Annotated in this window: 7 protein-coding genes; 3 read left to right on the top strand and 4 right to left on the bottom strand. The window is 49.9% G+C overall.

All coding sequences use genetic code 11. The annotated features are described in order from the left end of the window. Nucleotides 1–38 precede the first annotated feature (38 nt). Together NNO08_RS10820 and ebgR are read right to left on the bottom strand one after the other, a co-directional pair. Nucleotides 39–485 carry a beta-galactosidase subunit beta gene (locus NNO08_RS10820; RefSeq protein WP_271456699.1) on the bottom strand — a complete coding sequence of 149 codons (447 nt, stop codon included), beginning with the start codon at nucleotides 483–485 and terminating at the stop codon, nucleotides 39–41. Between the two features lie 193 nt (nucleotides 486–678). Next, the gene (gene ebgR, locus NNO08_RS10815) at nucleotides 679–1,662 is read right to left on the bottom strand and encodes a transcriptional regulator EbgR (RefSeq protein WP_271456698.1); all 984 of its coding nucleotides are present in this window, start codon (nucleotides 1,660–1,662) and stop codon (nucleotides 679–681) included. 149 nt (nucleotides 1,663–1,811) lie between these two features. Between ebgR and NNO08_RS10810 the strand changes: the two genes are divergently transcribed. Further along, complete coding sequence (locus NNO08_RS10810; RefSeq protein WP_271455728.1) at nucleotides 1,812–2,144, top strand: tRNA-binding protein; 333 nt, start codon at nucleotides 1,812–1,814, stop codon at nucleotides 2,142–2,144. Nucleotides 2,145–2,221: 77 nt separating this feature from the next. Here NNO08_RS10810 and ygjG read toward each other — a convergent pair whose 3' ends face one another. Next, entirely contained in the window at nucleotides 2,222–3,601 is a 1,380-nt protein-coding gene (gene ygjG / locus NNO08_RS10805) for a putrescine aminotransferase (protein ID WP_167335587.1), read from the bottom strand. Nucleotides 3,602–4,031: 430 nt separating this feature from the next. On the opposite strand from ygjG, the gene NNO08_RS10800 reads away from it, so the two are divergent. Next, nucleotides 4,032–5,552: a methyl-accepting chemotaxis protein gene (locus NNO08_RS10800; RefSeq protein WP_271456697.1), complete on the top strand. Its 1,521-nt coding sequence runs from the start codon at nucleotides 4,032–4,034 to the stop codon at nucleotides 5,550–5,552. Between the two features lie 318 nt (nucleotides 5,553–5,870). Further along, nucleotides 5,871–7,436: a methyl-accepting chemotaxis protein gene (locus tag NNO08_RS10795; RefSeq protein ID WP_271456696.1), complete on the top strand. Its 1,566-nt coding sequence runs from the start codon at nucleotides 5,871–5,873 to the stop codon at nucleotides 7,434–7,436. On the opposite strand, the gene NNO08_RS10790 is transcribed toward NNO08_RS10795, so the two are convergent. Then, nucleotides 7,433–8,110 carry a PadR family transcriptional regulator gene (locus NNO08_RS10790; RefSeq protein WP_271456703.1) on the bottom strand — a complete coding sequence of 226 codons (678 nt, stop codon included), beginning with the start codon at nucleotides 8,108–8,110 and terminating at the stop codon, nucleotides 7,433–7,435. The genes NNO08_RS10795 and NNO08_RS10790 overlap by 4 nt on opposite strands. Nucleotides 8,111–8,270 lie beyond the last annotated feature (160 nt).

Below are 8,270 nucleotides of genomic sequence, written 5' to 3'. Positions count from 1 at the left end.
AATAAATGCTTTTGCCATGCACTGGCGTAATAATCTGTTTATACCAGCCTGGTGTTCTCTTCCGTGATGATTTTAATAACCAATTTTTTCACGATAGCATGGGTAATGAATCGATATGCCTCGTCAGTATCAAAGATGAATACTTGTCCAGCACTGACCTGTACGGTTTGCCCCAAACCTTTCAGGTATTCACGGTCGGTGTCTTGCCGGTAGTAGTCAATTTCCTGTAGCTGGGTTTTCGGCGCGTATTCGATTTTTTGTGTGCCCTGTAAAAAGTAATGCACCTCAATGCAACGGCGATGGCCGATAAACAGGGCATCCGTTGTGCTGTCGATTCTGACGTCGTAGTTCAGCGTCTCTCCCTGCGAGTAAACCACACCGGGAGAGAGGCTATCGAGCTTTCCTATCACCTCTGCGCAACGCTGCCAGTGATTTTTCGTATGCGTATGTTGTTGCAACTGTTCTACGTTATCGATAATCCTCATTTTCTTTCCTTACGCATGAATCGACCGTTAACAGCCTGTGCTCAACGACATCACAGGTAATTATTTTAGTAAACTTTTTACTAAATAAAATAGAGGAATTCGATTTACTTTAACTCGATCACGAAATAGAGAAAATTGACGGGCTGTGAGGAAGGGAGGATTTGCCCGACGACACTATCGGGCAAAGCGAACACTAGCGGGTTGTACCGCGCAGTTTCAGCTGGCTCGGGACATAGACCTGAAGCGGCAACACGCGGCCATCGCGCGCTTTTTCAATCAGCAGGTTAACACCCTGAATGCCCATCATCTCAGAGTGGATACGCACGGTGGAGAGTGGGGGAAAGGTAAAACGCGCGGTAGGGATATCGTTGACGCTGATGAGCGAAATTTGCTCCGGAATCCGGACCCCATTTTCATGAATTGCCCGTAATACGCCGATAGCGATAGAGTCAGAAGCAACAAACAAGGCTGACGGATAATCTTGTTTTGCCAGCATTTTTTTGGCTAGCTCATAGCCAGATGCGCTGGAGAAACCGCCCCGGTAGATATCCATTTCTGAAACGACACCTTTCTGCTGCCCGTATTTCACAAAGGCAACTTCGCGGATATCCGCTTCTCCTGGCACGTCCTGACCACCAATGAAACCGATGCGTGTCGCACCCTGTTTGATGAAAAAGTCGACGATCTCCTGGCTAATGCGTACCAGATCGGTATCAACGAAATCGTAACCGCCGCCCGGAGGTTGAAAATCAATAAAACAGATATTGTCCGTTAGCGCTGTGGCGGTCTGGCGTATTGCATCGCTGGCCTTCCCAACCACAAGGACACCCGTCAGTTTTTTGATGCTGGGTGGAACATGATGTTCATAGCAGTTGGTGAGCTCAATACCCAACTTTTCACACTGTGTTTCAATACCGTGGCGGATAGACAGATAGTAGGGATCGTTGATCTCCAGTTTCTGCTGGTAACTGTAAAGTGCGAGAATATGGTGCTGACTGGCAACACTCACCTGCATTTTGTGGGAAGAACTGCTCCTGTACTCCAGCTTTTCTGCAATCTCCAGAATACGATGCCGGGTTTCCTCTTTCACATTCAGGTTTGGATCGTCATTCAGAACGCGGGATACCGTTGCCAGAGAAACGCCAGCTTCCGCTGCTATATCTTTAAGTGTTGCCATATTTGCCTTTCATTCCACCATTCGACCGCATGGGCTGTTCATTGTAAATGAAGCCCCATGAGATGCATCTGTTTTTAGTAAATTCTTCGCGCTTTATCTTCCACGAAAATTCGGCTATTTTTTAGTAAAATTTTACCGTGGAGAGAGAAATGGATACCGTTGCCTTTGCCGATTTTGCCCGGATGGAAATACGTGTTGGAAAAGTAGCGCAAGTGAAGCGCCACGAAAATGCCGATAAACTCTATATCGTGCAGGTTGATGTCGGCGACAAAACGCTGCAAACGGTAACCAGTCTGGTGCCGTATTACCGCGAAGAGGAGTTGATGGGGAAAACGGTGGTGGTGTTGTGCAATCTGCAAAAGGCCAAAATGCGCGGTGAAACCTCAGAATGCATGTTGCTGTGTGCCGAAACTGATGATGGCAGTGAAAGCGTGCTGTTGGCGCCTGAACGCGTCATGCCGGCGGGGGTAAGGATTGTTTAAGTTAGGCTAATTGCCGGATGGCGGCTACGCCTTATCCGGCCTACAAAAGGGTGTCTTTTATAGGCCGGGTAAGGTTGTTACACCTGCTCCACGCTCACCCGTAATGCGGCCAGGGCTTTGCGGGTTGATCGTAATACCAGTTCGCATTGCTCGATCGTTAACGTCAACGGCGGTTCGATACGGATCGTCTTCGCGTTATTCAGTGTTCCGGCGACCAGCACTCGCTGACGGAACATTTCACTGGCAAAGCTGTAGCCAATCTCATTATCGACAAACTCAATCGCCATCAGCATGCCTTTACCGCGAACGTCGTGTACCAGATCCGGATATTCCCGCGCCAGATGACGGAAACCATCCAGCAACATATCGCCTTTCTGCTCTGCCTGAGCGGGTAAATTTTGCTCCAGCAGGACGTTAATGGTCGCCAGCGCTGCCGCGCATGAGAGCGGGTTGCCACCGAACGTGGTGGTATGCAGGAAAGGGTTGTCGAACAGGACGGAGAACACTTCTTCGGTGGCAATGGTCGCGCCAATTGGCATCACGCCACCTCCGAGCGCCTTGGCCAGACACAGAATGTCAGGTTGCACGTTTTCATGTTCGCAGGCGAACATCTTGCCGGTGCGCCCCATGCCAGTTTGCACTTCGTCGAGGATCATCAGCGCGCCAAACTCATCGCAAAGTTTACGTACCGCAGTTAAATACCCTTGCGGCGGCAGGATCACGCCTCCTTCCCCCTGGATTGGCTCCAGAATCACGGCGGCAACATCGTCGCCGGTCTTTTTACATTCGCTCAGGACGGTGCGCATGGCATCAATATCGCCAAAAGGAACATGGCGGAAGCCCGGCAGCAGCGGCATAAACGGTTTGCGGAAGGTTGATTTAGCTGTAGCGGATAGCGACCCCAGCGATTTACCGTGGAAGGCTCCGCTGGTGGCAATAAATGTAAATTTACCGCGCGGCGATTGATACGCTTTCGCCAGTTTTAGCGCCGCTTCAACCGACTCGGTCCCGCTGTTACTGAAGAAACTGTATTTCAGCTTTCCGGGAGCCAGTGCAGCAAGCGTTTTTGCCAGCATGGCCCGTAATGGGTCAAGTAATTCCTGGCTGTGCAGAGGTTGTTTCGCGAGTTGATTCTGTACGGCGGAGACCACTACTGGATTACGGTGCCCCACGTTGAAAATTCCAAAACCTCCCAGGCAATCGACAAACTCCTGTCCCTGGGTGTCGACAAGCGTATTCAGGCTTCCCGCTTGCCACTCTACGGCTCCGTAATCCCCGCCGGCAGTTACAGATTTTCGATACTCTAAGAACCCCGGATTGACATGCTCTTTGAAGTAATCAATCACCTCTCGGTTTAGTGCTTTCATTTCCTCATGATCAAGCGTTCGCTTCTCGATGAGATTCAGTGCGTGTGCGCTGCAGGCCAGAGCCGATGCGCTGGAAGGTAACCTGTTCAAAATATGCTCCCGGAGCTCGCGTATCACATGATACTGAATTAAGTATTGCAGGGATTGCGCCATCCCGACGCGCTTAACGAAAATCGGGATAAACACCAGGGAAGATCTTGCTTGTGCAACATTTAATCTCAAACATTAACATTTGCTGGCATTTTGCCCAGGTTTACGCGCGTAAAACCGACGGGAAAAACGCGTCATTGCGCTAAAAGTGGGCGAAAATTGCACTGTTGCGGTGCGCAGAGTGAAGGTGTGCTGAATAGTTACGTAATGAAAGTATTTTAAATCAATGAATTAGAAAACATACAAATTTTGAGGTTTAATCGCAAATTGCGATCTAAATCAAATTTAACAACTAAAGTTAAAAAGATTAGCGCCGAAATAACATAAGCCGAAAGAGTTAACAACCAGATAACCTGCACAGGACGCAACCATGTCTTCTCATCCCTACGTTAGTCAGCAAAATACACCGCTGGATGATGATATCACCCTCATGTCGACCACCGATTTACAAAGCTATATCACCCATGCGAACGATACCTTTGTCCAGGTCAGCGGCTATCAGCTGAATGAATTGCTTGCTCAGCCGCACAACCTGGTTCGTCACCCGGACATGCCGAAAGCGGCGTTTGCGGATATGTGGTACACCCTGAAACAAGGGGAACCGTGGAGCGGTATTGTGAAAAACCGGCGGAAGAATGGCGATCACTACTGGGTGAGGGCCAATGCGGTGCCGATGGTGCGGGAAGGGCGCGTAACCGGGTATATGTCGATCCGTACCCGGGCGACGGAAGCGGAAATTGCGGCGGTCGAACCTTTATATAAAGCACTCAATGAAGGCCGTTGTCATCGGCGCGTCCATAAGGGGCTGGTGGTACGTAAAGGCTGGTTGGGTAAACTCCCGTCGCTTCCGGTTCGCTGGCGGGTACGCAGTGTCATGGCTTTCATGTTTGTCATCCTGGCAACTGCGCTACAGCAGATGGGGGCTGAATGGCCGCAACTGTTGGTGAGCGCACTGGTGATGCTGCTGGCGACGGTTATTTTCGAATGGCAGATTGTGCGCCCAATCGAGAATGTTGCCCAGCAGGCACTGAAAGTAGCGACTGGCGAGCGCAACAGCGTGACCCATCTTAACCGTAGCGATGAACTGGGTCTGATGCTACGGGCGGTGGGGCAGTTAGGGTTAATGTGCCGCTGGCTTATTCATGACGTGTCGAGTCAGGTCAGCTGTGTGCGTAACGACAGTGAAACGCTGGCGAAAGGCAGTGATGATTTAAACAAGCATACACAGCAGACGGTAGAGAATGTGCAGGAAACGGTCACCACCATGAATCAGATGGCGGCATCGGTGAAGCAAAACTCTGCGACGGCAGCGGCGGCTGACAAGCTGTCTATTGCTGCCAGCAGCGCGGCGACACAGGGCGGTGAGGCGATGGATACGGTCATTAAAACAATGGACGATATTGCCAACAGCACCCAACGGATCGGCACTATCACGACCCTGATTAACGATATCGCTTTCCAGACAAATATTCTGGCGCTGAATGCGGCGGTTGAAGCGGCCAGGGCGGGCGAACAAGGAAAAGGATTTGCGGTAGTGGCTGGAGAGGTACGTCATCTTGCCAGTCGTAGTGCAAGCGCAGCAAATGACATCCGTAAACTGATTGATGCCAGCGCCGACAAGGTGCAGTCCGGCTCCGATCAGGTTCATGCCGCAGGGCGGACAATGGATGATATTGTGGCGCAGGTCCAGAATGTGACGCAGTTGATTGCGCAAATCAGCCATTCAACGCTGGAGCAGTCAGATGGGCTTTCCAGCCTGACCCGTGCCGTAAATGAGTTGAGCAATATTACGCAGAAAAATGCCGAACTGGTCGAAGAGAGCGCGCAGATTTCAGCAATGGTAAAACATCGTGCCGGTCGCCTGGAAGATGCGGTGACCGTGCTGCATTAATTCTCACCCCATCCCATTTTCCCGCCAAACGCTTATCGTCCCCGGTAGGCGTTTTTTGTAATAATTTTGTTAATTATATATTAAATAATACCACTTTGGTATTACGGTCCTATTTTCATTATTCCATTTTGACGGCGAGCGCCCTGTTTTTAAATATTGTTAAATATCGCTTATATAACGATCGGTCTTGCTTGATTCATCGTCAAAAACTATTTAGCAACATTGGTGTAAATTAAAAAACGATCAATATCATAAAGTTAGGTGATTGCTGACCGATAAGGATATCTGTCTGAAGAAAACCGTCTCCAGGGAGAAAATATGTTCTTGCATAACGTAAAGATTCGCTCGAAGTTATTTATCGCGTTTGGTTTGTTTATTGTACTGATGATGGTGAGTTCGGGCCTTTCGCTGTTGAGTCTGGATCGTAGTAACAGTGGGATGCAGAACATCATTACCAATGACTATCCGATTACGGTAAAAGCCAATCTGCTCATTGATAATTTTCAGGAGTTTGTCAGTACTCAACAATTGATGTTATTGGATGAGGAAGGTAAATGGACCCAGGCGTCCCAGAAAAAGCTCGATACCATCAGCCAGCAAATTTCTGCTCTGCTGGATGCGCTGAGTGCAGCGCCTCTCAATGATGCATCCAAAAAAATTATTGCGGATATCCGCGATGTGCGTGAGCAGTATCTGGCTTCCCGATTCCGCATTCTGCAGGCGCTGCAGAATCACGATCGCTCCGGTGCAATGCACGAGATGATGACCCGCACGGTGAATGTGCAGCAGGCGTATAAAGCAAAAGTGCAGGAGTTGATCGCCATTGAAGATGCCCAGATGCAGAAGGCGGGCGCTCAGGTGGAATATGATTTCCACACCAATCGCGCACTGTTGATTACTCTGGCGCTGATCAGCATTGCTGCCGGTTGTGTGATGGGTTGGTATATTGTGCGCTCAATTACCCGACCCCTTAATGAAGCCGTGCAGTTTGCCGAGGCGATTGCGCAGGGCGATCTCACTCGCAACATCAGTATGGAACAGAAGGATGAGACCGGTGTGCTGCTGCAAGCGCTGATGGCAATGAAAACCCGACTGTTAGAGATTGTCGAGGAAGTGCAAAACGGCTCCGAGAATATCTCTGCGGCGGCGGCGCAGATTGTCGCGGGTAATCAGGATTTGGCTGCGCGTACCGAAGAACAGGCAAGCTCGGTAGAACAGACCGCGGCGTCGATGGAACAAATTACCGCGACGGTCAAAACGACGGCAGACCATACCCATGAAGCGACGAAGCTGTCTACGGGAGCGGCGACGGTCGTGAAAAACAACGGTGAGATGATGAATCAGGTGACGCAGAAAATACGCGTGATTAATGAAACCTCTAACCGTATGTCAGAAATTATCAACCTGATCGATTCGATTGCTTTTCAAACTAATATTTTGGCGCTGAATGCGGCTGTCGAAGCGGCGCGCGCCGGTGAGCACGGGCGTGGTTTCGCGGTAGTTGCCGGAGAAGTGCGTCAACTGGCGCAAAAAAGCGCATCGTCTGCCAGTGAGATCCGCAATCTGATTGAAGACTCCACCAGTCAAACCCGGGAAGGACTGGCGCTGGTTGAAAAAGCCAACGCGTTGATCACTGGAATGGTCACTAACGTTGAAGAAATGGATGTGATATTGCGGGAAATCGGTCAGGCCAGCCGCGAGCAGACGGAAGGTATTTCGCAGATTAACAGTGCGATTGGCCTGATCGACACCACCACGCAACAGAACTCCTGTCTGGTAGAGGAGTCCGTTGCGGCAGCGGCGTCATTAAACGAACAGGCATTACACTTAAAAGAGATGATTAAAGTGTTCCGCGTGCGTAAAGAGGACGCGCAGCCTGCTTAATCAAGCTGGGTGATGTCCAGCGATGCGCGATCGATAATTCCGATGATCTTCTTGATTTGCGCTTCGCTGGTGTCACCGTGATTGACCCGCAGATCCAGCACGGCTTTAAAATTCTCCAGTGCTCTTTTCATCTGTGGATTCTTGCGTAATTCAAAGCCGACACAGCGTGCTTTAATACGTTCGTGGATATGTTCCAGATGTTCCTGGTTCTCTTCCAGCCATTGCAGGCCTTGCTCCGTGATTGTGATTTGCTTACGTCCACCTTCCTCGTCACGGATGGCGATAAGCGACTGATCCTGCAAGAAATCCAGTGTCGGGTAAATCACGCCCGGGCTTGGGGTGTAATTACCCTGCGTCAATGTTTCAATGGCTTTGATTAGCTCATAACCGTGACTGGCATCGCGGGTCAAAATATCCAGAATCACCAGACGTAATTCGCCGTGACCGAAGAAGCGCTGACGTCGACCGCCACCACCACCGCGACCGTGGCGGTGTCCGCAGCCATGCTCATGGTGGTGCTCTTTGTTACAGCCTTCGTGACGACGTTCTTCACCTTTGCAGCAACCTTCGTGGTGTTCGCTGTGGTGACCTTCGTGGCGATGTCCTTCGCCTTTACAGCAGCCTTCGTGCTGGTGTTCTGCATGTTTGCAGCACCCTTCATGATGATCTTGCATCATTCATCTCCTGATGTTGTTTAGATATATCTAATTTATATCTAAACTTTTTCTGTTTGCAAGTCTGTGCAGAAATATTAATTTAATTTATTGATTTGTATGTATTTATTTTTTATTGCGGCGTTTTGGAGGCTCTGTCCAGACCCTATCAAAAAAGTTC

It is taken from the genome of Citrobacter sp. Igbk 17 (assembly GCF_028069775.1).
Classification (GTDB): Bacteria; Pseudomonadota; Gammaproteobacteria; order Enterobacterales; family Enterobacteriaceae; genus Citrobacter.
Note: the sequence above shows the minus strand (reverse complement) of the source record. Positions and strands in the feature narration are given on the sequence as shown.